This window comes from Nostoc sp. KVJ20 (assembly GCF_001712795.1).
Classification (GTDB): Bacteria; Cyanobacteriota; Cyanobacteriia; order Cyanobacteriales; family Nostocaceae; genus Nostoc.
In genome coordinates this window covers 1-1,317 of sequence record NZ_KV757670.1, presented here as the reverse complement: position 1 = coordinate 1,317, position 1,317 = coordinate 1, and the positions used below count along the sequence as shown (strand labels likewise).

General features: G+C 42.6%; 1 pseudogene. It reads right to left on the bottom strand.

Going from position 1 to position 1,317, the window contains the following annotated elements:
• Positions 1-94: 94 nt before the first annotated feature.
• Positions 95-1,182, bottom strand: a pseudogene (locus A4S05_RS43645) (ISAs1 family transposase).
• Between the last annotated feature and the right edge of the window lie 135 nt (positions 1,183-1,317).

Genomic DNA, 1,317 nt, shown 5'->3' with positions numbered 1-1,317 from the left:
GTATCAAAAGTTTTAGATCCCCCTAAATCCCCCTTAAAAAGAGGGGCTTTGACTCCAGTTCCCCCCTTTTTAAGGGGGGTTAGGCAGGGTGGTTTCATACAAAGAAAGAAAAAACTTTGTGCAGTTGATTGGAGAGGGCGCGTTGTGCTTGAGGAATAGTTCGGAAACGAAGCTTGCGTGCGATCGTAATGAAAAAGTTGTGTAAGATAGACCAATTCACAGGGGCATTTCCACCACGGCGTGGTGGAAAATCTTCCTTGAATGTCACATCTCTCACCCAATGGAGGCGATTTTCAATGCCCCAATGCCCTTGAATATCGGCAAGTAACTGTTGAGCTTCGAGACATTGACTACAGATATAGAATTGACGCTCGTAGAATGGCTGATCATTGCGCTGACCCTGACGCTCGACAACCACAAAAGTTTTGAGTCCAGACCATTTTTTTTGAAGTTGTTCGGGGGCAGCAAAAACCTTGCACTCACGTTGGACTAGTCTAGAATGAACATTCTCTACAGTTGTGGCACTGCTAAGTGGAGTATCCTGTTGTGATTGAGTTTGAGCCATTTTATAGAGTGTCGGTTGATTTTCTTTTAATCCAATCAGGTAATCATTGCCACTATCGATGATCAGCGATACAGTTTTTTTTGGCAGTGTAAAGCATCAAGGGTAAAAACGACTTGTTGACCAGAAAACTCGGAGATTAATTGTTTTACTATCGCCACTTCACTAATTTTTTTGTTGGACATTGGTTGCATCCTGAGTACAATGCCCCGCTCATGACTATAAACTGATACTGTACTGATAAAGTTTTGGTAGGACTGGCTGTAATCTGTGACTGTGCAACGAATGCCTTTGCCATCTATTGCCAAACGTTCTCCTGGTATTGGTGGAACAAAAACCGATGCCCAATTATTAAATAAGTCCGTTAGTGGCTGAAAATCTACTGTTTTCAGTACTCGTCGGAACGTTGAATATGATGGAAACTTAATTGTCTCATCTAGATTTAACAGTTCAATCAAGCTCAGTCTGTGTACACGGGTAAAATCTTCAAGTGGTCGGTAGCCCCAATACCCAGTCATTGCTCCCAGCAATATTAGCAACAATACCAACCATAATTCATGTCTTCGTCCCCGAATGTGCCTATAGTCTGGGACTTGCTGCAATTGTTCGACGAGATTCATACTTGTTAGTTATCCATTTATTTCCACCCTATACAAATCATTATTATTTTTCTCTCGTTGTATGAAACCACCCTGCCCTAGCCCCCCTTATAAAGGGGGGAATTCGGATCTCCCGTTCCCTTGCAAAGGCAGAAA